General features: G+C 75.7%; 20 protein-coding genes and 1 pseudogene. 5 read left to right on the top strand and 16 right to left on the bottom strand.

Annotated features, from left to right (window positions below; translation table 11 throughout):
• Positions 1 to 100: 100 nt before the first annotated feature.
• Complete coding sequence (locus tag CITRIK5_RS11590) at positions 101 to 1,156, bottom strand: hypothetical protein (RefSeq protein WP_044659067.1); 1,056 nt, start codon at positions 1,154 to 1,156, stop codon at positions 101 to 103.
• Positions 1,157 to 1,212: 56 nt separating this feature from the next.
• The gene (locus CITRIK5_RS11595) at positions 1,213 to 2,058 is read right to left on the bottom strand and encodes a hydroxymethylpyrimidine/phosphomethylpyrimidine kinase (protein ID WP_020624820.1); all 846 of its coding nucleotides are present in this window, start codon (positions 2,056 to 2,058) and stop codon (positions 1,213 to 1,215) included.
• 131 nt (positions 2,059 to 2,189) lie between these two features.
• Here CITRIK5_RS11595 and CITRIK5_RS11600 point away from each other — a divergent pair, with 131 nt between their 5' ends.
• The 3 genes from CITRIK5_RS11600 (at position 2,190) to CITRIK5_RS11610 (ending at position 3,708) form a co-directional block, all read left to right on the top strand.
• Complete coding sequence (locus tag CITRIK5_RS11600) at positions 2,190 to 2,654, top strand: DUF4126 domain-containing protein (RefSeq protein ID WP_044659066.1); 465 nt, start codon at positions 2,190 to 2,192, stop codon at positions 2,652 to 2,654.
• A complete protein-coding gene (locus tag CITRIK5_RS11605; protein ID WP_010079505.1) occupies positions 2,651 to 2,974 on the top strand; it encodes a putative quinol monooxygenase in 324 nt (107 codons plus the stop codon). The genes CITRIK5_RS11600 and CITRIK5_RS11605 overlap by 4 nt, the downstream gene beginning before the upstream one ends.
• A gap of 98 nt (positions 2,975 to 3,072) precedes the next feature.
• The gene (locus CITRIK5_RS11610; RefSeq protein ID WP_002856702.1) at positions 3,073 to 3,708 is read left to right on the top strand and encodes a GNAT family N-acetyltransferase; all 636 of its coding nucleotides are present in this window, start codon (positions 3,073 to 3,075) and stop codon (positions 3,706 to 3,708) included.
• 10 nt (positions 3,709 to 3,718) lie between these two features.
• Here the strand turns inward: CITRIK5_RS11610 and CITRIK5_RS11615 are convergent, their stop codons facing one another.
• Positions 3,719 to 4,324 carry a TetR/AcrR family transcriptional regulator gene (locus CITRIK5_RS11615; protein WP_036341145.1) on the bottom strand — a complete coding sequence of 202 codons (606 nt, stop codon included), beginning with the start codon at positions 4,322 to 4,324 and terminating at the stop codon, positions 3,719 to 3,721.
• Between the two features lie 126 nt (positions 4,325 to 4,450).
• Between CITRIK5_RS11615 and CITRIK5_RS11620 the strand changes: the two genes are divergently transcribed.
• Positions 4,451 to 5,665, top strand: a complete 1,215-nt coding sequence (locus CITRIK5_RS11620) for an acyl-CoA dehydrogenase family protein (protein WP_144879289.1) — start codon at positions 4,451 to 4,453, stop codon at positions 5,663 to 5,665.
• Between the two features lie 100 nt (positions 5,666 to 5,765).
• Here the strand turns inward: CITRIK5_RS11620 and CITRIK5_RS11625 are convergent, their stop codons facing one another.
• From CITRIK5_RS11625 to CITRIK5_RS11660, 8 genes are all read right to left on the bottom strand, one after another.
• The gene (locus CITRIK5_RS11625) at positions 5,766 to 6,704 is read right to left on the bottom strand and encodes an endonuclease domain-containing protein (protein WP_134376988.1); all 939 of its coding nucleotides are present in this window, start codon (positions 6,702 to 6,704) and stop codon (positions 5,766 to 5,768) included.
• 247 nt (positions 6,705 to 6,951) lie between these two features.
• The gene (gene tgt, locus CITRIK5_RS11630; protein WP_095353570.1) at positions 6,952 to 8,295 is read right to left on the bottom strand and encodes a tRNA guanosine(34) transglycosylase Tgt; all 1,344 of its coding nucleotides are present in this window, start codon (positions 8,293 to 8,295) and stop codon (positions 6,952 to 6,954) included.
• Positions 8,296 to 8,336: 41 nt separating this feature from the next.
• Positions 8,337 to 9,296, bottom strand: coding sequence for an ornithine cyclodeaminase family protein (locus tag CITRIK5_RS11635; protein ID WP_159833667.1), 960 nt, complete (start codon positions 9,294 to 9,296; stop codon positions 8,337 to 8,339).
• Between the two features lie 30 nt (positions 9,297 to 9,326).
• On the bottom strand, positions 9,327 to 10,121 hold the full coding sequence (locus CITRIK5_RS11640; protein ID WP_044659061.1) for a glutamine amidotransferase: 795 nt from the start codon (positions 10,119 to 10,121) through the stop codon (positions 9,327 to 9,329).
• A gap of 74 nt (positions 10,122 to 10,195) precedes the next feature.
• Positions 10,196 to 10,768, bottom strand: coding sequence for a GNAT family N-acetyltransferase (locus CITRIK5_RS11645; RefSeq protein ID WP_159833669.1), 573 nt, complete (start codon positions 10,766 to 10,768; stop codon positions 10,196 to 10,198).
• A gap of 117 nt (positions 10,769 to 10,885) precedes the next feature.
• On the bottom strand, positions 10,886 to 11,785 hold the full coding sequence (locus CITRIK5_RS11650; RefSeq protein ID WP_230956227.1) for a DUF6707 family protein: 900 nt from the start codon (positions 11,783 to 11,785) through the stop codon (positions 10,886 to 10,888).
• A 2-nt stretch (positions 11,786 to 11,787) separates the two neighbouring features.
• The gene (locus tag CITRIK5_RS11655) at positions 11,788 to 12,327 is read right to left on the bottom strand and encodes an NUDIX hydrolase family protein (protein WP_036316089.1); all 540 of its coding nucleotides are present in this window, start codon (positions 12,325 to 12,327) and stop codon (positions 11,788 to 11,790) included.
• Positions 12,328 to 12,383: 56 nt separating this feature from the next.
• Positions 12,384 to 13,511 (bottom strand): NADH:flavin oxidoreductase/NADH oxidase, encoded by a 1,128-nt coding sequence (locus tag CITRIK5_RS11660; RefSeq protein ID WP_036339859.1) that lies wholly within the window; start codon positions 13,509 to 13,511, stop codon positions 12,384 to 12,386.
• A gap of 125 nt (positions 13,512 to 13,636) precedes the next feature.
• Here CITRIK5_RS11660 and CITRIK5_RS11665 point away from each other — a divergent pair, with 125 nt between their 5' ends.
• Positions 13,637 to 13,960, top strand: coding sequence for a hypothetical protein (locus CITRIK5_RS11665; protein WP_036339857.1), 324 nt, complete (start codon positions 13,637 to 13,639; stop codon positions 13,958 to 13,960).
• 12 nt (positions 13,961 to 13,972) lie between these two features.
• Here CITRIK5_RS11665 and CITRIK5_RS11670 read toward each other — a convergent pair whose 3' ends face one another.
• The 5 genes and pseudogenes from CITRIK5_RS11670 to CITRIK5_RS12300 all read right to left on the bottom strand — a co-directional run.
• On the bottom strand, positions 13,973 to 16,168 hold the full coding sequence (locus CITRIK5_RS11670; RefSeq protein ID WP_159833671.1) for a hypothetical protein: 2,196 nt from the start codon (positions 16,166 to 16,168) through the stop codon (positions 13,973 to 13,975).
• Between the two features lie 2 nt (positions 16,169 to 16,170).
• A complete protein-coding gene (locus CITRIK5_RS11675; protein ID WP_141843284.1) occupies positions 16,171 to 16,776 on the bottom strand; it encodes a DedA family protein in 606 nt (201 codons plus the stop codon).
• Positions 16,773 to 17,819 (bottom strand): pseudouridine synthase, encoded by a 1,047-nt coding sequence (locus tag CITRIK5_RS11680; protein ID WP_159833673.1) that lies wholly within the window; start codon positions 17,817 to 17,819, stop codon positions 16,773 to 16,775. The genes CITRIK5_RS11675 and CITRIK5_RS11680 overlap by 4 nt, the downstream gene beginning before the upstream one ends.
• Before the next feature lie 46 nt (positions 17,820 to 17,865).
• Positions 17,866 to 19,116 (bottom strand): glucose-1-phosphate adenylyltransferase family protein, encoded by a 1,251-nt coding sequence (locus CITRIK5_RS11685; protein ID WP_159833675.1) that lies wholly within the window; start codon positions 19,114 to 19,116, stop codon positions 17,866 to 17,868.
• Positions 19,117 to 19,192: 76 nt separating this feature from the next.
• Positions 19,193 to 19,485, bottom strand: a pseudogene (locus CITRIK5_RS12300) (formamidopyrimidine-DNA glycosylase); the annotation flags it as partial.

Below are 19,485 nucleotides of genomic sequence, written 5' to 3' on the forward strand. Positions count from 1 at the left end.
GGGTGGTCCTGGCGGGAACTCTCCGGGAGGGGGATCGACGACGTCGGGCGGGTCCCCACTGTAGTGGGCCGGGCTGGACGGGCCCCGGGAGAGTTCCCGGTCAGGCGCGCCGGTCGCCGTCCACGTGGAAGGCCAGGTCCTCGACGCCGGGGAAGGACTCGATCTCCTGGAACGCGTCCCAGGCGTCGCTGTCCGCCTCGGCGTCCGCGGGCAGGGTCACCGTCAGGGCGCCGATCTCCCCGTCGATCACCTGCAGGCGCAGCTCGAGCTCGTGTCCTCCGGCGGATCCGGAGGCGAAGCGGCCGCGGACGGGCCAGACGCAGTCGTTCGGCACCGCGCGCCGGACGTCGTCGTCGGTCTGGACGACGAGCGGCACCCAGTCCGGGACCTCGCCGGCTTCACGGATGGCCTCGGCCACCGAGGTGACGGTGCGGGCGTGCGGCAGCTGGGAGCGCAGCGCCTCAGCCCCGGGCAGGTCCCGGCCCTCGGCCAGCGCCGGGTCGAGCAGGGTCTCGAGCAGGACGCGCACCTCGACCGGCAGCTCGGCGGTGGCCTCCGGCTCGACCTCGTCGACCGTGTCCTCGTCCAGGCCGGCGGGTCCGGTGACGGCGAGTTCGACGGCGTCGCGGCGGGTCCGGCGGGCGTCCTCGTTGGCCAGCAGCATCGCCAGGGAGGCCGCTGCGGCCAGCGCGACGCGCGGGGCGGGGACGCCGGCCCGCTGGAGCCCGCGCACCACGGCGCCGTCGACCCGGTCGTTCAGGCCGGTGGTGCGCAGCGCGACCGCCGCGACCGCGCCGCCGACGGCCAGTCCGCCGAGCCCGCGCAGGGCACGCGCGGCGGGGGAGGGGGCCACCTCGCCGTCGGCGATCGCGGCGGTGTGGAGGGCGTTGGCGGTCTCGGCCGCGAGAAACGTGCCGCTGACGGCGGCCTCGAGCTCTGCGAGGGCCCGACGCTCGCGCCCTCGGCGGGCGTGCGGATCCAGCAGGGTGAGCCCGCCGACCGCGGCCGCCGCCGCCAGCCCGTAGAGCCGGCCGCCCGGGGCGAGGGCGCGCTGGCGCAGCGCGGGGACGACGGCCTCGACGCCGTCGACGGGAACGGACGACGCCGAGTGGTGGACCTCGCCGGGGGCGGAAGGGGCGGGGGAGGGGAGCTTCATGCCCCCAGTGTGGCGCACCGCCCGGCTCAGGACGAGTCAGCGGCCCACGTGCGCGCTCAAGCGGAGCGCAGGCCGCCCTGCCACAGGGCGGCGAACGGCGTGCGGCCCTCCACCGCCTGCGCGATGCCGGCTCGCACGAACTCCTTGGCGCGGCGCGCGGCCTCGAGCGTGGTGGCACCCTTGGCCAACTCGGCGGTGACGGCGGCGGCGAGCGAGCAGCCCGCACCAGAGACGCCGGACTGGCCGATCTTCGGGGCGGAGAGCACCTCCACGGTGTCCCCGTCCACGAACACGTCCACGGCGTCCGGGCCGGGCAGGTGCATCCCGCCCTTGGCCAGGACGGCCGCGCCGGAGATCTCGTGGATGCGCCGAGCGGCCGCCGTCAGGTCCTCGACCGAGCGCACGGTCATGCCGGAGAGCTGCTCCGTCTCGAAGTGGTTCGGGGTGGTGAAGGTGGCCAGCGGCAGCAGCTCGGCCTTGAGCGCCTGGTCCGTGTCCAGGGCGTGGCCCGGCTCCTGGCCCTTGCAGATGAGCACGGGGTCCAGGACCACGTGGTCCCACTCGGCGCGGCGCAGGGCCGCGGCCGAGGTGCGGATGACCTCCGGGGAGCCCTGCATGCCCAGCTTCACGGTGCGCAGCCGCTCCGGGTAGTCGCCCTGGATGGCGTCGAGCTGCTGCTGGAGGATCTCGGTGGGCACGGGGAAGAAGCGGTGGTTCCAGTCGTCCTCCGGGTCGAAGGAGACGATGCAGGTCAGCGCCACGATGCCGAAGACGCCGAGTTCCTGGAACGTCTTGAGGTCGGCCTGGGCGCCGGCGCCGCCGGTGGCCTCGGACCCGGCGATGGTCAGGGCGAGCGCGGGGGCGGAGGCGGAGTGCTGGGGGGAGTGAGCGGTCTGGGGCATGCGCCCATGGTAGGACCGACCCCGGACGGGAAGCGCCCGACGGCCGGCGGTGTTCACCGGGGAACGAGGGTCCTCGGACCCGGAGCGTCCGCCCGGGCGCCCCGAGCGACCCGCGAAGGACGGGGACGGACGTGCTCGAGTTCCTCACCGGCACGGGCCTGGCCACCTCGGCCGGGCTCAACGCCTACATCCCCCTGCTCGCCCTGGGTCTGCTGGACCGGTTCACGGGGCTCGTCGACCTGCCCGCGGGGTGGACGTGGCTCTCCGCCGACGCCTCCCTCTGGATCCTCGGCGCCCTGCTCGCGCTCGAGCTCGTCGCGGACAAGATCCCCGGGGTGGACGCGGTCAACGACGTCGTCCAGACGGTCGTGGGAGCCGACACGGTCACGGTGGGGGCCGCCGCGCCCGTGCTCTCGGCGGCCGAGGACGTCTCGGCGGCCGGCCTCGTCGCGGCCGCGCTGTTCCTGCCGGTGCTGGTCGCCGTGCTGGTGGTCGCCGTCGTCGTGGGCCTGTGGCTGCTGGCCCGGCGGTTCCGCGCGCGGCGGACGCGAGGCCGTGCCGCGGCCGTGCCGGGTGGACCAGAATGGACGGCATGATCCTCATCAACCTGAAGTTCACCGTCCAGCCCGAGCGTGCCGACGAGTGGATGGACGCCGTCGCGAAGTACACCGCGGACGTGCGCTCCGAGCCCGGCAACCTGTTCTTCGAGTGGTACCGCCCGGTGGAAGGCGGCCCGAACGAGTACTTCCTGCTCGAGGGGTTCACGGACGAGGGTGCGCAGGCCCACGTCGCGTCCCCGCACTTCCAGGAGGGCCTGGACGCGATGCGCCCGCTGCTGGCGAGCACGCCCCAGATCATCTCCGAGCAGGTCGGTGCGGAGGGTTTCGGCCCGATGGGCGAGCTGCAGATCGACTGAGCCCGCCCCGGCCGGAGGAGGCGACGGCGCCCGCGTCACGAGCGTGACGCAGGGCGCCGTCTCTGTATCCGGGGTCACACCCTGGCTACGGTGAGCGCATGAGCGCCGAGCAGAACAGCACCCAGACCCCCGGCCACCGCACCGCCCACGTCCCTGCCGGCCAGGATCTCGGCCACCGCTGGTCCACCCGCGAGGCCGATCACGACGATCCGGCCGACCGCCGCGCCGTCCGCCAGATCGCCGAGCTCGCCTTCGCGTCCACGGCCGAGGCCGACCTCGTCGAGGCGCTCGCCGGCGGCGCGGAGGGCTGGCTGCCCCAGTACTCCCTCGTGGCCATGACCGCCGCGATCCCCGGCACGGACCTGCAGTCGGACCCGATGGGCTACGGCACCCTGGTCCGGGCCCACATCGACCACGCCGAGGTGATCGCCCTCGCCCCGCACGGCGTCCTGCCCGAGCACCAGGGCGAGGGCGCCGGCACCGCGCTCGTCAACGCCCTGCTCCAGAAGGCCCAGGCCGACGGCGAGGAGGTCGTGGTGGTCTACGGCTGGCCCGAGTACTACGCGAAGTTCGGCTTCCACCGGGCCTCCGAGCACGGCGTGCACGCGGCCTTCGCGCGTCAACCCGAGGCGCTGCAGATCCTCACGCTCCAGGACGGCGCGGAGGTGCCGGCCGGCGAGTTCCGCTACCCGCCCGCGTTCGGGGCGGAGAACGCGCAGGTCGCCGGCCGCTGAGGGCGGGGCGTCAGCCCACGAGTCGGCGCACGGCGGCGAGCGTTCGTTCGGCCTCGGCCGGCTCGGCCGTGAGCCGCGCGATGACCTCCGCGAGGTCCGCGCGCAGGCCGGCCTCGGCGTCGTCGGCCGGGGCGTGGAGCCACGCCCGCAGGGCGCGGTTGTGGACGGCCACCACGGCCGCCGCCAGCCCGACGGCGACCCCGCCGCGCGCGGGCGTGTCCGGCAGGGCCGTGGCGAGCCAGCCGGAGAACAGCTCCGTGTAGCGGTGCGAGGTGAGCAGCTCGCGCGTGCGCAGCGCCTGGGAGCCGCGCAGCAGGCGGGAGCGCGCCCGGGCCCGGTCCGGATCGGCGGTGTGATGCCGGAAGACCTGGAGGACCGCCTCCTCGAGGGCCTCCCGCACGCCGAGGGAGGTGCCGCGCAGGAAGTCGTCCAGGCGGGCGAGCAGCGCCGCGTGGTCGGCGAAGACCACCTCCTCCTTCCCGCCGAGGTGGCGGAAGAAGCTGGCCCGGCTCATGCCGGCCTGGCGGGCGAGCTGGTCGGCCGTGACGGCGTCGTAGCCCTCGCGGTCCAGCAGGTGGATCAGGGCGGTGAGGGTGTCCTCGGCGGGCGTCGTCATGCGGGCCATGGTGCCACGGGCGAGGAGAGGGGGTGAGACTGCGTCTGATTCTGTGAGATGGCGTGTCAGTTGGTGTAGGGTGATGACGGACACACCCATCTCTCCGACCCCGCCCGGGAGGCCACCATGACCGAGACCCTGCCCACCGTCGAGCCCGAGTACGACGTCGCCACGCCGCTGGACACCGACTTCTACTTGGCGCTCGCGGACGTCTCCGACGCCGAGAAGGACGTGTGGCGTCGAGCCCGCGCCTTCGCCCTCGAGCCGGACGTGCTGCCCCGGATCCGGGAGGCGTGGGACCGCCACGAGTACCCGCTGGACCTCGTGGCCCGCCTGGGGCAGGCCGACCTGCTGCGCGACGGCGTCCCCGTGGACGGGCTGCCCGACGTCTCCCGCGTTGCAGCGGGCCTGGCCATGATGGAGCTCTCGCGCCTGGACGGCTCGATCGCCACGATGACGGGCGTGCAGGGCGGTCTGGCCATGCGCTCGATCCAGCTGTGCGGCAGCGAGGAGCAGCGTGCCGAGCACCTGCCGGCCATGGCGCGCGGCGAGCTCTACGGCGCCTTCGCCCTCACGGAGCCGACCCACGGCTCCGACTCGGTCTCGCTGGAGACCCGCGCCGAGCGCGTCGACGGCGGCTGGCGGCTGCACGGGCACAAGAAGTGGATCGGCAACGGGGCCGCCGGCGGGGTGACCGTGGTGTGGGCGCGCAGCGCCGAGGACGAGAAGGTCCGCGGGTTCATCGTGCGCCAGGAGTCCGAGGGCTACACGGCCGAGGTCATCAAGGGCAAGGTCGCGCTGCGGGCCATCGACCAGGCCCACATCACCCTCGACGGCGTCTTCGTGCCCGACGCCGACGTCCTGCCCGAGGCCCGCTCCTTCAAGGACACCTCCCGCGTCCTCTTCGCCACGCGCGCGGGCGTCGCGTGGTCCGCCCTCGGGAAGGCCGTGGGCTGCTACGAGGCGGCGGTGCAGTACGCGGGGCAGCGCGTCCAGTTCGGCCGGCCGCTGGCCGCCGCCCAGAGCGTGCAGACCCGCCTGGCCGAGATGCTCTCTCAGCTCACCCAGGTGCAGCTGCTCGTGCTGCGTGCGACCCGGCTCGAGGACGAGGGGCGGCTCACCGGGCCGATGGCGTCCATGGCCAAGTACTCGGCGACGCGCGCCGCGCGGTCCATCGCCGCGAACGCGCGCGACCTGCTCGGTGGCAACGGCATCCTCATCCAGAACGAGGTGGCCCGCCACTTCGCGGACATCGAGGCGATCCACACCTACGAGGGCACCGAGACCGTGCAGGGGCTGATCATCGGCCGCGAGATCACGGGGGTCGGCGCGTTCGTGTGAGATGACGCGAGCGGGGGCGGCGGCGTGAGCCAGAGATTTCTGCTGGTACGCACGCCCCCCTGCCGCCGATTCGTCTGGCTCGGCGGCCGATTCATCTGGCTCACGCAGGCAGAGGGAGCCGCAGGTGGGCGGCGAGGTCGCGCAGCAGGGCGTCGAGGCCCCGCTGGGTGACGACGCTGGCGGTCACGCGCAGCACGATCCACCCCTCGGCCTGCATCCGGCGGTCGCGCTCGATGTCACGGCGCCACTGCTGCGGGTCCGTCCGGTGATGATCGCCCTCGTACTGCACGCAGACACGGGCCTCCCGCCACACCAGGTCTGGCCGGACGGTGGACCCGTCGCTCAGCATCAGCAGCGGATTCACCTCCGGCTCCGGCACACCCGCGTCGGCCAGCGCCAGTCGGAGGAGCGTCTCGGCCCTCGAATCCGCGCCGTCCCTGAGCAGCGGCAGGGCCGCTCGCAGGGTCCGCGTCCCTCGCCTCCCGCGCACCCGCAGCACCTCCGCCTCCAGATCACGCACGGTGCACCGCGGATGCTCGCCGGGGCGACGCCGGCCGGCCGGGCCGTCCGCCCGTTGCAGCAGGCTGTCCCCGGCGGCGACGACGTCGGCCAACGGCAGACCCAGCTGCGCCAGCGCCGCCCAGGTGGCGGCCGGCGTCGTGATCCGCACCCCCGAGCGCACCAGCACGGGGTCCTGCGGGTGCAGCTCATGCCCGACGACGCCGCTGCGGCGCGGCGCCCCGCCCTCGGCCCGCGTGCGCCCCAGATGGATGGGGCCGCGCTCCCACTGCCGCGGCAGCCACATCCCCCAGAGGCGAGCGGCGGTGGCGTGGGTGGCCGCGGTGCCGGGGTTCGTCCGCTGGAGGGCGCGGACGACGTCGGCCAGTGAGGGCTGACCCCCGGCGAGGTGCCGCAGCCCGTGGTGCGGGGCGTCGAACCGGGGGCCGCGCAGCTGCGAGGCCGTCAGACCGGCCTGCAGCCCCGCGGCGACCGGGAAGACGGGGCCGAGGGCGTCGTCGTGCGGAGGAGGGGCGACCATGCCGCCAGCCTCCCCTTCCGGCGGTGGACCCCGGATGGCGAGCGGGAGGGCCGTGGAGGGCGAGCCGGGCCGGCGGCCCTGTGCAGGAGCCACTGAATCGTCTGGCTCACGTCTTCTACGCGTCCGAGCGGCGCTGAGCCAGACGAATCGGTCGTGACAGCCCCCTCAGAACAGCAGAAACGTCTGGCTCGCGCCCGTCGCAGCGTGCTGGCTCCCCCCCGCAGCGTGCCGGCGGACCCAGCACCCCTCAGCCCTTCGGGGCGTAGTACCGGCCGAGGGTCTCGGCCTTGAGCTCGGCGAGCGTGCCGTCCTGCATGGCCGCGCGGATCCGGTCCACGAGCGAGACCGTGAACCGCTCGTTGTGGATGGAGAGGAGGGTGTGCGCCACCATCTCCTTCGCCTTGAACAGGTGCCGCAGGTACGCGCGGGAGTAGTGGGCGCACGTGTAGCAGTCGCACTCGGGGTCCAGCGGGCCGAAGTCACGGCGGTACTTCGCCCCGGGCAGGTTGTAGCGCCCGTCGCGGGTGTAGAACGCGCCGGTGCGGGCCACCCGGGTGGGGGAGACGCAGTCGAAGGTGTCGGCGCCGTTCTCGACGGCGGTGAACAGGTCGTCGGGCTCGGAGATGCCCAGCAGGTGGCGCGGCTTGTCCTCGGGCAGCTCCTGCGCGCACCAGCCCACGATGGTCCCGAGGTTCTCCTTCTCCAGGGCCCCGCCGACGCCGTAGCCGTCGAAGCCGGTCGTCACGCCGTCGAGCTCCCCCGCGGCCGGGAACTCGGCCCGCATCGCCGCGAGGCCGCGGCAGGCCTTGCGGCGCAGGTCCTCGTACTGGGCCCCCTGGATCACGCCGAACAGCGCCTGGTACGGCCGCGCCGCGCGGACCCCGGTGAGGCGGGCATGCTCGTCGAGGCAGCGCTGGGCCCAGCGGCGGGTGCGCTCGAGCGCCTCCTCCTGGTAGCCGCGGGAGTTGTGCAGGGTGGTCAGCTCGTCGAAGGCGAACATGATGTCCGCGCCGAGGTTGTGCTGGATGCCCACGGACACCTCGGGGGTGAACCGGTGCCGGTCCCCGGTGAGGTGGGACTTGAACCAGACGCCGTCGTCGTCGACGTTGGCCAGGCGCTCCTTTCCGGGGGCGACGGCGTCGTCGGCGCCCTGCCCCTCGGGCGCGCCGGGGCCCTTCATGTCGATGACCTTCTTGAAGCCCGAGCCGAGGCTCATCACCTGGAAGCCGCCCGAGTCCGTGAAGGTCGGCCCGGGCCAGTTCATGAACGCGCCGAGGCCGCCGGCCTCGTCCAGGAGGCCGTCGCCGGGCTGCAGGTACAGGTGATACGCGTTGGCCAGCAGCGCCTGTGCGCCGAGCTCCGCCATGGACTCGGGCAGCACCGCCTTCACCGAGGCCTGCGTCGCGACGGGGATGAACGCCGGCGTCTGGATCCGCCCGTGCGGCGTGGTGATCACACCGGTGCGCCCGAGCGGGGCGCCGTCCGCACCGCCGGTCTCCAGCCGGTGCGTCACCTCGAAGCCGAACTGCGAGGGATGCGCGGGGGCACCGGAGGCGGGCTGCGGCGTCGGGGCGGCGGGGGTCTCAGGCATGGGACCCAGGGTAGTGCGCAGGCACCGCAGGCCGCCCCGGCTCAGCCCAGCACCTCCCGCGCCACTGCGCTCGCCACCACCAGGTCCTGCCAGGGCATGCCGGTGGTGACGAACAGGGCGGGCGCGCCCTCCCGACGACGCGCGGTCCCGGCCACGAGCTCGGCCAGCGTCACCGTGTCCTCGATCCCGGCCAGCGCACCGGAGTCGATCGCGAGGGTCACGTCCCCGGCCTCGCGGGCGGCCGAGTCCCGCGACTCCACCGCCACGGTCGCGCGGCGGGCCAGGGCGTCGTCGGTCTCGCGGGCGTCCGTGGTGTGCGAGCCCATCGCCACGACCGTCGCGTGCTCCGGCACGAGCGTCCCGTCGAACAGCGGGGCCGTCGCGGCCGTGCACGTCACCACGACGTCCGCCTCCGCCACGGCCTCCGGGCCCGCGGCGCGCGCGGTCACGCCCAGCTCCGCTTCGATGCGCGCGGCCAGGGCGGCGGCCCGGCCGGCGTCGCGGCCCACCACGGACACCCACTCCAGCCCGAACACGTCCTGGAAGGTGAGCGCGTGCTCCCACGCCTGCACGCCCGTGCCGAACACGACCAGGTGCCGGGGCGAGGCGTCCGCGAGCAGCCGCACCCCGAGCGCGGACACCGCGGAGGTGCGCAGGCCCGTGAGCTCGACGCCGTCCAGCACGGCCCGCGGTGCCTGGCCGGGGGTGCCCGGGGCGCCGAACAGCACGTAGACGCCCTGGATGACGGGCAGTCCGCGCTCGGGGTTGTCCGGGGTGAGGGTGAGCAGCTTGGTGCCGACCTCGGCCCCGCGCGTCGAGGGCATCTGCAGCAGCTGCCCGGCGGCGGTGGCCACGCGGGTGCGGGGGGCGTCGGCCTCCGGGTCCAGGCCGGCGGCGAGGGCCGCCTCCAGCGCGTCGACGGCGGCGCGCGGGCTCAGGGCGGCGCGCACGGCGGGGCCGTCGATCCAGGGCAGGGAAGCGGTGGCGCGGTGCGTGTCCATGCGGCCACGCTACGGGGTGGGCCGGGCGGCTCAGCCGAACAGCGTGCGGAAGTTCGCCAGGATCCGGCGCGGGTGCTCGGGGTCGACGGCGGCCAGCCCCGCCACCGTGGGCTCGTACTCGCCCGGCGCGAAGTACCCGTGCTCGCGGTAGATCTCAAGGCGCTCGAGGATCCCGGCCTGGTCCAGCTCCGGGTGGAACTGGGTGGCGTACTGGCGGGTGCCGAGCCGGAACATCTGCACGGGGCAGTCGGCGCCCTCGGCGAGCAGCACCGCGCCGGGCGGCAGCGCGCTCATCGCCTCCTTGTGGCCGACGTACGCCGCGAACACGCGGGGCACCCCGGCCAGCAGCGGATCTGCGGCACCCTCGTCGGTGAGCGTGACCTCGACGGGCGCGGCCGACTCGCCATGGGCGTTGTCCACGACGCCGCCGGCGTGCCGGCCCAGCGTGCCGACGCCGTAGCAGCAGCCGAGGAACGGCAGGTCGCGGCGCCGGACGACGTCGAGCATCCGGCCCAGCTCCGCCTCCACGGCGCGCTGCACGGGGGACTTGGTCTCCTCGGGATCGGAGCCCGTGAACGGGCTGCCGGGCAGGATCACGGCGGCGACGTCCGCGAGCTCCGCCTCCCAGTCCAGGCCGTGCGTGGCCACGTCCGGGCGCTGCACGACGCGGTCCAGGCGCAGCACGCGCAGCCGGCCCTCCGGATAGCCGCCCAGTCGCTGGACGGCCTCGACCTCGGCGGCCGCGGCGTCGTCTTCGGGGCGCGTCTGGACGAGGAGGAACGGCCGCGGATGCGGGCTCGGGACGGCGCCGGTCGGGGTGGTCATCTCGGCAGACTAGCGGGGCATCGGGCCGGGAGGGCGCGGCGGCGTCGTGGGGCGTCGTCGGGGGCGGGCCGCGGTCAGCGGTCGGCCCAGGGGCGGGCGTCGGAGGCCCACGGCAGGGGACGGACGCGCTCCTCGGGCAGCGGGTCCGCGGCCAGCCGGCCGTAGCGGTGCACGTCGAGCCGCCGCCCGCCCGCGCGGAGGCGGCCGCGCTGCGTGCCTTCGTGTCGGAGCCCGGCGGCCCGGGCGACGGCCCCCGCCGTCGGGCTGTCCGCCCGGTGGGCCAGTTCGATCCGCTCGAGGCCGCCCTCGGCCAGTTCGGCGCCCGCCACGGTGGTCGCCGCACGCGACATGATCGCGTCCCCGCGCCAGCCCTGATGCAGCCAGGCGGTGAGCGCGCCGGTGCCGTGCGCCTCGTCGCGCACGACGGCGACCAGGCCGATCAGCGTGTCCGTCCCGCGCTCCACCACGGCGACGGCGTCCGTCCCCTCCGCCTGGACCAGTCCGTCGACGTAGGCGCGGGCGGAGGCCTCGTCGGTGACCTCCCCGGGGTCGGCCATGCCGACGGTGCCCGCGTGGAAGGCCGCCAGGACGGCGGGCGCGTCCGTGGCGCGGAGGGGGCGGAGCTGAGCGGGTGCGGAGCCGGTCATGTCGGGCGCATAGCCCCGACAGGGGCTGGAGAGTGAGGTGCGCCACACGAACCGCACCCCGGAGGGCGTGTCACCGGGGACGGGGCCGGCTCTCGACGCCCGTCCCGCGGCTGGGCCTCACCGGCGCGTGGCTGCCTTCGCCTCGAGCTCGTCGGCGAGGGTGCGCAGCGTGCCGAGCTCCCGGGCGATCCGGGAATCCAGGTCGGCGTCCGTGAGCGTCTCCGAGCCGCCGCGGGCACGCAGGTAGAGCAGCTGGCCGAACCGGGCCCGGCGCCACTGATACTCGGCCTCGGCGTCGCGGGCCTGCAGGGCGCGGGAGATCTCCCGGTCGTAGAGCGGCGGCTCGTTGAGCTGACGCTGGCGCACTTCGAGCACGCGGGACGCCCGGCCCGGCTCGGAGGGGACCTCGTCCGCCTCGAGCAGGCGCCGACCGAGGTTGGCGGCGGCGATGTGCTCGCCCTCCTCGCGCAGGATCAGCGACGCCAGGGACAGCGCGGCCTGGATGGACTTCCACCGCCCCACGGCCCCGTCCCACGGCAGGTTCGTCAGCAGGCCCAGGGTGGCGAGCGTGCCCTCGGTGTCCTCGTGCAGCAGGTAGAGCCGCTCGGCCATGCCGAACACGTCCTCCAGCTGGGAGCCGGAGCGCAGGTTCAACCCGTGCGAGAGCCGGGCCGCGGTGGCGGTCAGCTCGGTGTCCTCGAGGTGGCGCTTGCCGACGGCGACGATCCGCTCCTCGGGGGAGCCCGCGTCCACGGGGGAGAAGGTGGTGTCCGGGACGGCCCTGCGCTCCTCCGGGCGGTCCGTGCGGACCCGGATCACGGAGCCGTGGGCGATCTTGACCTCGCGGCCGCCCTCGAGGGTGGCGATCACGAGCGCGGGGGTGCCGAAGTCGTCCCGCATCACCCGGGTCGAGGCCACGGGCGGGGCGGGCTCGCCGCGGCGGGTCAGGAAGCTGTCCCCGGGCTGCACGTCCTGGGACTTCAGATGGCGGAGATAGCCGCCGACGACCGGTGCCATGCTCAGCGCCCCCATCCCACGTGGGCGAGGGCCTGGCGCACCAGGTCCCCGCGGCCACCGATGAACTCGGCCTGGATGTCCTCGCCGAGGGCCTCCTCGGGGGTGAGCCAGGTCAGCTCGAGCGCGTTCTGGCGCGGCTGGCACTCACCCGTCACCGGCACCACGTACACCAGGGCCACGGCGTGCTGGCGGTCGTCCGTCAGCCCGGTCTCGGACGGCGCCGGGAAGTACTCGGCGACGGTGCAGGGGACCACCGACGGCGGCAGCTGCGGGAACGCGAGCGGGCCGAGGTCCTTCTCCAGGTGGCGCATCAGCGCGGCGCGGATGGTCTCCCGGTACTGGACGCGGCCGGAGACGAACGTCCGCTGGAACGTGCCGGTCTCATCCGCCACGTAGAGCAGGCCGATCTCGGTGACGTAGCCGAGGGAGTCCAGCCGCACCGGGATGGCCTCCACATACACCATGGGCAGCCGACGCCGGGCCTCGTAGAGGTCCTCGTCGGACAGCCAGCCCGGATTCGGGTCGGGGGTGCGCACGCTCATGGTTCTGTTCTACCGGAGTTCCGCGCCGGGGGCACACCGGGTCCCGCGTGTTCCGCTCACCACTTGGCGCGGAAGTACTGCCGGGCCATCGGCACCTGCTCCGAGGGGACGTCGAGCGCGAGGGCGGCCGCGGTCGGCCAGTTCGGGTTCGCCAGGGCGGCGCGGCCCACGCAGACGGCGTCGGCGCGGTCCTCGTCCACCACGGCCGCGACCTCCTCGGCGCCGGTCAGCGAGCCGACGGCGGACACCACGATCCCCTCGGTGCCCTCCTTCACGGCGGTGGCCAACGGCACCTGATAGCCCGGGCCCTGAGGGCCCTCGTAGGTGTCCCCGATGCCCGCGGAGGACAGGTCGAACCAGTGCACCTGCCCCTGCAGCTCCTGCGCCAGGCGGACGGTCTCCTCGATGCTCCAGCCGCCCTCGACCCAGTCCGAGCCGGAGATGCGGATGCCGAGGACCTTGTCCGCGGGCCACACCTCGCGCACGGCCGCCACGACCTCCTTGAGGAAGCGGGTGCGGCCCTCGAAGTCCCCGCCGTACTCGTCGGTCCGGGTGTTGGTCAGCGGCGAGAGGAACTGGTGGATGAGGTAGCCGTGGGCGGCGTGCAGCTGCACGGCGCCGAAGCCGGCACGGTCGGCGCGCTCGGCGGCGTCGGCGAAGGCCTGGACGGTCTCCCGGATCTCGTCCACCCGCATCGCGTGGGTGCGGATCTCCATGGAGTTGGTGGCCACGCCGGAGGGGGAGAGGGTCTCCCAGGAGTCGGGGCCCTCGAGGATCGGCTGCCCGGCGGGCGCGCCCGGGTGCATGGGGACGGTCGAGGCCTTGGCGCCGGCGTGGCCGAGCTGGATGGCGGGCAGGGCGCCCTGGGAGGCGATGAACTCGGCGATCGGCGCCCACGCGTCCCGCTGCTCGTCGTTCCACAGGCCGGTGTCCCACGCGGAGATGCGTCCCTCGGGGGTGACGGCGGTGGCCTCGGCCACCACGATCCCGAAGCCGCCGGCCGCGCGGGCGCCCAGGTGCTGGAAGTGCCAGCCGTGGGGGACGCCGTCGCGCGCCTCGCACGAGTACTGGCACATCGGCGGCAGGATCAGGCGGTTGCGCACGCGCACGCCGTTGATCTCGATCGGTTCGAAGATCGCGGGCACGGCGGGGGCGTCGGTCTGCGGGGTGGCGGTCTGAGTCATGCACCCCACCCTACGATCGGGTCCGGACACGGGAGGGCTCGCGTCCGCCGCGGGCGGAAGGGCGGGCCGGCCCGCGCGACGAGAGAAGTCGTCACCGCTGCTGCGTCCACCCCTACCCTGGGCCCATGCCCTCCTACCGCGCCCGCCTGCAGATCGGCGACCTCCTGCCCGGCCACCGACCCGAAGAGGTCATGGACCTGGCCGAGGCCGCCGTCCAGGCCACGCACGTGCTCGCGGCGAAGGACATCGAGGTCGTCGCGCGCGTCCCGCGGATCGTGCTGCGCTTCACGGTGCCCGGCTCGCACCGGGCCGGCGAGGACGCCGAGGCCGCCGAGGTGGCGCGGCGGATGGCGGAGGCGGTGTCCGGCGTCGCCGTGACGGGCCGGCTGGACGTGCTCCGGCGCGACGGCGGCCGGTGGGTCCCGGTGCCCGCTGGGCTCGGGCGCTGAACGGGGCCGGGCTCAGGCGCCGGCCGGGTGCGGCCGGCGGGCGGCGTCGCGCTCGATCTGGCGGGCCCAGGAGCGGCGCACGGCCGCGGCGGTGACCAGCAGCAGCGCCCCGAAGGCGGCCGCGAGACCCACCCACACGCTCTGCTGCGCCCCGAGCGGGCTGGGCAGCAGGCGGGGCAGGGCGAGGCAGAGCAGGGTCCAGGCCATGCCCAGGGCCACACCCATGCGGCCGCGCCCCCCGAGCACGAGGCGCAGGGCCGCCAGCAGCAGGGCCACCAGCACCAGCAGGGCGAGCAGCTCGGTCGGGAACCAGTCGACGTGCACACCCCAGGCGTGGAGGGCGGCGCCCACCGCGGTGGGTGCGCCGGCGAGGAGGGTGCCCAGCAGCACGCCGAGCGCGCCGTCCTCGGCCACCCGTGCGACGCGGCGGGCCGCCGGGCGGGCGCCGAGCCGCCGGACCACACGGAGCATGAGGACCAGGGCGAGCAGCCACGGGACGACGTCGAAGCCCCCGGGGGCCAGGACGGCCAGGGGGAACCACAGCGCCAGCGCCAGCAGGGTCCCCGCGACCGCGCCTCGGATGCGGCGGTGCCGCGGCGACGCGCCCTGGCCCGGCCCCCACTGCCGGAGCACGTACATCCCGGTCAGCAGCCACAGCACCGGCCAGATCGCCGGGTGCAGCGGGGACAGCCCGAACACGCTCGCGTCGGGGCCGTGTCGGCCGTCGGCGGTGAGCGGGTAGGCGCCGGCGTCGAGCGCGGCGAGCCCCGGGACGCGGCCGGCCAGACCGAGGCCCCACGCGCCGGAGAGCACGAACAGCGCCCACACGACGGTCAGCAGCGCCTGGCCGCGTCGGTCCGCAGCGGTCGGTGAGCCGGCCGGCTCCTCGGGCGGCGCGGGGGTGTAGCCGGGGATCAGGGGCAGGGCGCCCGTGACCGGCCCCGCCGAGGAGTGGGCGGTGGCCTCGGCCCGGACGGCCTGCGCCTTCGTGGAGAGCCGCTGCCGCCGCCGCCACTCGGGCAGGGCCACCCGGGCCCGGGCGAAGAGCTCCTCATCGGTGAGCCGCTCCTCCGGGTCGGACAGCAGCGGCCGGTCGGCGGCGGCCGGGAAGACCTCGGGGCCCTCGAGCTCGCGCGCGGCCCGGGCCAGCGCGCGGGACTCCCGCTCCTCGTGCTCGCGGCGGCGGCGGGCGGCGTCCTCCGCCGCGCGGCGCTCGGCCTCCCGGGCTCGGTCCTCGAGGAGCCGGGCCTGGGCGAGGGCGCGTTCGGCGTGCAGCACGGTGTGGGCGCGGACGCGTGCGGCCTGGCGACGACGTCGCTCGGCCTCGCGGCGGGCGGCCTCCTCCGCCTCGCGACGGCGCCGCTCGGCCTCCTCGGCCCGACGGCGCCGCTCGGCCTCGACGCGTTCGGCCTCGAGGCGACGGCGTTCGGCCTCGGCCGCCTGCCGACGGCGCTCCGCCTCCGCCTCCGCTTCGAGCCGGAGCCGCTCCCGCTCGGCGAGCGCGGCCTCCTCGCGGGCCCGCCGCTCCGCCTGCACGCGGGCGCGCTCGGCGGCGACCTCCGCCTCCCGGCGGCGCCGTTCCTCCCGCTCCCGGCGGCGGGCCTCCGCCTCGGCGGCGGCACGTGCCTTCTCCTCGGCCGCCACCCGACGGCGCCGCTCGGCTTCACGCCGACGGCGCTGCTTCTCCTCCTCGCGGCGGCGGCGGGCCACCCGCGCGGCCTGGGCCCGGCGGGCCTCCTCGTCGAGGCGGGCCCGCCGGCGCTCCTCGGCCGCAGTGCGGCGGCGTGCGGCCTCCGCGGCCTTCTCCGGGTCCCGGCCCGGGGCGGGGAGGATGCGTTCGACCGTGCCGACGAGCGGGTCGGTGAAACGGGCGAGGTCCGGGCTGCCGAGGCGGTCCAGGATCTCGCTGAGGTCGCGGCGTGGACGCTGCTGGGCGGGAGCGCCCGGGGTGCGCAGACGGTCCATGGCGCGGTGCACGTCCGCGCGGCGGTCCTCGCGCACGCGGCGCTCGGCGGCGGTCTCGGGTCGGCCCGAGCGCAGGGCGCGCTCGTGACGGCGCAGATCGCGGCGGGAGATCTCCCCGGGCGCGGCCAGGGCGCGGCGAGGGCGCGCGGCGGGAGCACGCGTCGCGTCGTCGTCGGGACGGGGTGCCGAGGCGTCCCGGAGGCGCTCGAGGGCGGCGCGGGACTCGGAGGACGCGTCCTGCATGCTCACCCCTTCCGGCCCCGGCGACGGTGGGCCACGATCCCCGCGATCATCAACCCTGCAAGGGTACCGAACACCATGCCGACCACCGCGGACGCCCACCACGGCAGGCCGGTGGCCCGGCCGGTGATCCAGCCGAGCCCCACCATGGACCCGGACCATGCGAGCGAGCCCGCCCCGGACAGCCACAGGAACACGGGCCAGCGGATCCCGCCGATCCCGGCCGCCGCCATCGACGCCGTCCGTCCGCCCGAGACGAACCGCAGCACGGACAGCCCCGCCAGGCTGCCCGCCGGGCCCACCCGCACCAGCAGGCTCCGGATCCCCCGGTGGATCCGCCGCCACCACGCCCAGCGGTCCAGGCGGTCGGCGAGGCCGTGGCGGAACAGCGCGTAGAGGCCGACGTCCCCGGCCCAGCAGCCCAGCCACGCCGCCAGCACCGCGGCCACGGGGGAGACCCGGCCCTCCGCCGCGAGCGCCCCCGAGCCGATGACCACCACCTCCGACGGGACGGGTGGGATCGGGGCGTCCAGGGCCACGAGCAGCGCGGTGAGCGGGTGGAACCACACTCCGAGCGCGTCCATCAGGGCGGCCGGGTCCCCGCCCGTCACCGCGGTCGCTCCTGCAGCTCAGCGGGGGAGGTGAACTCCCGCTCCTCGCCCGTCACCGGGTCCGTGAAGCGCAGCGACCGGGAGAGCAGCTGCAGGGGACGCGTGACGTCGTCCGGGGCGAGGTCGAGCAGGTCCGGGTAGAACGGGTCGAACGCGATGCCCAGGCCCAGGGCGGCCAGGTGGATGCGCAGCTGGTGGGTGCGGCCCGTGCGCGGGGTGAGTCGCAGGTGCGCCACGCGCCGCCCCGCCAGCGTCCCGGCGGAGACGCCGGCGCCCAGCAGCTCCACCCGGGACTCCGCGTTCGCCCCGGCGTGGGGCCGGTTCGACCGCCGGGTCCGCACCGGCGCGCCCGCCCGGCGTCCCGAGGCGGCCGGCGGGATCTCCTCCACCACGGAGCGCAGGATCCCCTTGTCCTTGCGGATCCGGCTGCGCACGGTCAGCGGGAATCGCCCCAGGACGGGGTCGGCCGGGGCGCCGGGGCGGCGGGCGCCGTCGTCGGGGGCGTCCGGCAGGAGCGCCACGGCCTCGTAGGTCTTGGCCACGGCACGCCGCTCGAAGAGCAGGTGGTAGGCGCCGCGGGTGGCCGGGTTCGCGGAGAACATCACGACGCCGGCCGTCGCCCGGTCGAGCCGGTGCAGGGGCACGAGGTCATCGAGGCCGAGCTCGTTGCGCAGCCGCACCAGCGCGGTCTCCTGGACGAAGCGGCCGCCCGGGGTGGTGGGCAGGAAGTGCGGCTTGTGGATGACCACGAGGTGCTCGTCGCGGTGCAGGAGCGTGTGCGTCACGGGCAGCGGGGCCTCGTCGGGGACGTCCCGGTAGTACCAGAGGTCGTCGTGCACGCCCAGCGGCGTCGTCGGCGTCAGTGCGGTGCCGTCCGCCGCCACGACCTCGCCGCGTGCGAAGCGCGCGCGGATGCCCTCCGGGTCCACGTGACCGAACCGGTGGAGCACGTAGTCCTGCGCGGTGGGCCAGCCGGAGGTGGGCAGGCGCAGGCGCGTGGCGTTGACGCCGTTGCGCGGGGGGAGGGGAGAGGGGACGGCCACGGGTCCATCCTCCCAGCCCGGCGCGGCTGCGTCCGACCGGCGCCGCTCAGTCCGACCGGCCGGGCCGGCCGGAGCCGGTGGTCTCGTCCTCGGCCGGGCCGCGGTCCTGCGGGGTGAGCACCACGACCTCCTCGGCCGGCGCGGCGCGCCCCGTCACCTCGTGCGCCGGGACCGCCCCGCCGACGTCGACCACCACGGTGTCCAGCACCGCGCCCGCGGGGACTTCGCAGTCGCCGAGCAGGAGGCTGCCGCGCACCGTGGCGCCGGCCGCCACGACCACCCCGGGGCCGACCACGCTGTCCGACACCTCGCCCTCGATCCGGCAGCCCGGGCTGAGCAGCGAGCCGGAGACGCGGGCGTCCGGGGCCACCCACGCCGGCGGCGCCTGGTGGGTGTTGGTGATCAGCGGCCATCCTTCGGCGGCGATGTCCAGGCCGGTGCCCTCGAGGATCTCCCGGTGGGCGCGGACGTACGCATCCAGGGTGCCGATGTCCCGCCAGTACCCCGCGAGGCGGTGCTCCCGCACGCGCCCCCGCGCCACGAACGCCGGGATGATGCTCTCCCCGTAGTCGCCGAGGGAGGAGCCCACGGGGTCGCCGTCCTCATCGGTCTCGCCCTCGTCCTTGGTGGCCGCCTCGTCCTCGCCCGCCACGAGGTCGCCGACCACCTCGGAGAGCGCGGCGACGTCGAACACGAACACCTCGGTGGCCACGAGCGTGCCCGCCGGGTCCTCCGGCTTGTAGGCGTAGTCGGTCACGGCGCCGTCGTCGTCCACCTGCACGACGCCGAAGCGCGAGGGGTCCTCGTCCGTCTCGGTGGTGACCACGGTGAGCTCGGCGCCGGAGCGGGCGTGCTCGGCCAGCACGGGGCGCAGGTCCAGCTGGTACAGGTGGTCCGCGGAGAGCACCACGACGGTCTCGGCGCCGAACTGCTCCAGCAGCGGCAGCTGCTGGGCGATCGCGTGGCCGTTGCCGCGGGCGAAGCCCTCCTCGGCGCGGCCCTGCGCGGGAGGCAGGAGCCGCAGGCCGTGGCGGGTGCCGTCGAGATCCCACGGCCGGCCGCCGGCCAGGTGCTGGTTGAGCGTGAAGGGGCGGTACTGCTCCACGACCCACACGTCCCGCAGGCGCGAGTGGGCCAGGTTGGACAGGACGACGTCGATCAGCCGGTACTGGCCCGCCAGCGGCACCATCGGCTTGGCGCGGGCCGCGGTGAGCGGCATGAGGCGGCCGCCGGTGCCGCCGGCCAGCACGAGCGCGACGACGGCGCCCTCCGGGTCCTTGGGGAACGGGTCGGCCATGGCTCCTCCTCGGGTCGGGGCGGGTTCAGCGTAGGGAGCGGGGAGGACACGCGGCCACCGTTCGGGCGCGTCCGGGTCAGCGCTGGCAGTGCGGACACCACCACAGCCGCCGCGCGTCGTCCTCGGGGGAGCCGTAGTCCTCCTGGCGGACGGGGCCGCGGCAGCGCAGGCACGGGGTGCGGTCGTGCCCGTAGACCCAGTACGACGGCGTCCCCCCGCCACGCGCGCCGGGCGTCCGGCCGGGTGCCGTGTCGGGTGACGGACCGGCCGGGACCAGCACCTCGACCCCGAAGGGTCGCGCCGGGTTCGGACGCACGCCCGTGGTCCGGCGCCGGGCGCCCGCGGCGGACCACGGGCGTGCGTCCGAAC

The organism is Micrococcus sp. 116 (assembly GCF_902506395.1).
GTDB classification, from domain to species: Bacteria; Actinomycetota; Actinomycetes; order Actinomycetales; family Micrococcaceae; genus Micrococcus; species Micrococcus luteus.

What these genes read in the sequence shown, in the direction of transcription:
- CITRIK5_RS11645 (WP_159833669.1), bottom strand. Translation starts at nt 10,768, where the DNA reads ATGACCGGCTCCGCACCCGCTCAGCTCCGCCCCCTCCGCGCCACGGAC.
- CITRIK5_RS11615 (WP_036341145.1), bottom strand. Translation starts at nt 4,324, where the DNA reads ATGACGACGCCCGCCGAGGACACCCTCACCGCCCTGATCCACCTGCTG.
- CITRIK5_RS11670 (WP_159833671.1), bottom strand. Translation starts at nt 16,168, where the DNA reads ATGCAGGACGCGTCCTCCGAGTCCCGCGCCGCCCTCGAGCGCCTCCGG.
- CITRIK5_RS11625 (WP_134376988.1), bottom strand. Translation starts at nt 6,704, where the DNA reads ATGGTCGCCCCTCCTCCGCACGACGACGCCCTCGGCCCCGTCTTCCCG.
- CITRIK5_RS11610 (WP_002856702.1), top strand. Translation starts at nt 3,073, where the DNA reads ATGAGCGCCGAGCAGAACAGCACCCAGACCCCCGGCCACCGCACCGCC.
- CITRIK5_RS11635 (WP_159833667.1), bottom strand. Translation starts at nt 9,296, where the DNA reads ATGGACACGCACCGCGCCACCGCTTCCCTGCCCTGGATCGACGGCCCC.
- CITRIK5_RS11640 (WP_044659061.1), bottom strand. Translation starts at nt 10,121, where the DNA reads ATGACCACCCCGACCGGCGCCGTCCCGAGCCCGCATCCGCGGCCGTTC.
- tgt (WP_095353570.1), bottom strand. Translation starts at nt 8,295, where the DNA reads ATGCCTGAGACCCCCGCCGCCCCGACGCCGCAGCCCGCCTCCGGTGCC.
- CITRIK5_RS11595 (WP_020624820.1), bottom strand. Translation starts at nt 2,058, where the DNA reads ATGCCCCAGACCGCTCACTCCCCCCAGCACTCCGCCTCCGCCCCCGCG.
- CITRIK5_RS11650 (WP_230956227.1), bottom strand. Translation starts at nt 11,785, where the DNA reads ATGGCACCGGTCGTCGGCGGCTATCTCCGCCATCTGAAGTCCCAGGAC.
- CITRIK5_RS11660 (WP_036339859.1), bottom strand. Translation starts at nt 13,511, where the DNA reads ATGACTCAGACCGCCACCCCGCAGACCGACGCCCCCGCCGTGCCCGCG.
- CITRIK5_RS11665 (WP_036339857.1), top strand. Translation starts at nt 13,637, where the DNA reads ATGCCCTCCTACCGCGCCCGCCTGCAGATCGGCGACCTCCTGCCCGGC.
- CITRIK5_RS11655 (WP_036316089.1), bottom strand. Translation starts at nt 12,327, where the DNA reads ATGAGCGTGCGCACCCCCGACCCGAATCCGGGCTGGCTGTCCGACGAG.
- CITRIK5_RS11685 (WP_159833675.1), bottom strand. Translation starts at nt 19,116, where the DNA reads ATGGCCGACCCGTTCCCCAAGGACCCGGAGGGCGCCGTCGTCGCGCTC.
- CITRIK5_RS11605 (WP_010079505.1), top strand. Translation starts at nt 2,651, where the DNA reads ATGATCCTCATCAACCTGAAGTTCACCGTCCAGCCCGAGCGTGCCGAC.
- CITRIK5_RS11590 (WP_044659067.1), bottom strand. Translation starts at nt 1,156, where the DNA reads ATGAAGCTCCCCTCCCCCGCCCCTTCCGCCCCCGGCGAGGTCCACCAC.
- CITRIK5_RS11620 (WP_144879289.1), top strand. Translation starts at nt 4,451, where the DNA reads ATGACCGAGACCCTGCCCACCGTCGAGCCCGAGTACGACGTCGCCACG.